Source organism: Dellaglioa sp. CoH-55-MRSF-7 (assembly GCF_056782235.1).
Map to the genome: position 1 here is coordinate 1 of NZ_JBXAYI010000205.1, position 250 is coordinate 250.

1 protein-coding gene is annotated in these 250 nt (G+C 54.8%); it reads left to right on the forward strand.

Going from position 1 to position 250, the window contains the following annotated elements; translation table 11 throughout:
• Positions 1 to 250: hypothetical protein (locus AC1RPU_RS08405; RefSeq protein ID WP_481769715.1), on the forward strand; the 250-nt coding region annotated here is incomplete at both ends.

Genomic DNA, 250 nt, shown 5'->3' on the forward strand with positions numbered 1-250 from the left:
GATCCGCAACGAGTACGATGGAACTGATTCGCAGGGCAACCGTTTCCAAGGCACCAACTACCGTGACTTCCGCTTCAACTACCTGATCGTTGGAGATGTGGCCTGTCAGTCGAGTGACTTGTTCGATCGTAAGCAGGTACATTTGCGTACTGTATGCGGCTCTGCGCAAGACCCGAAGGTAGCTCGACGCCGGATGAGTGAGATTGAGGCCTCGGGTGTGGCACGAAATCTTGAGATCGTTCCGTGCACC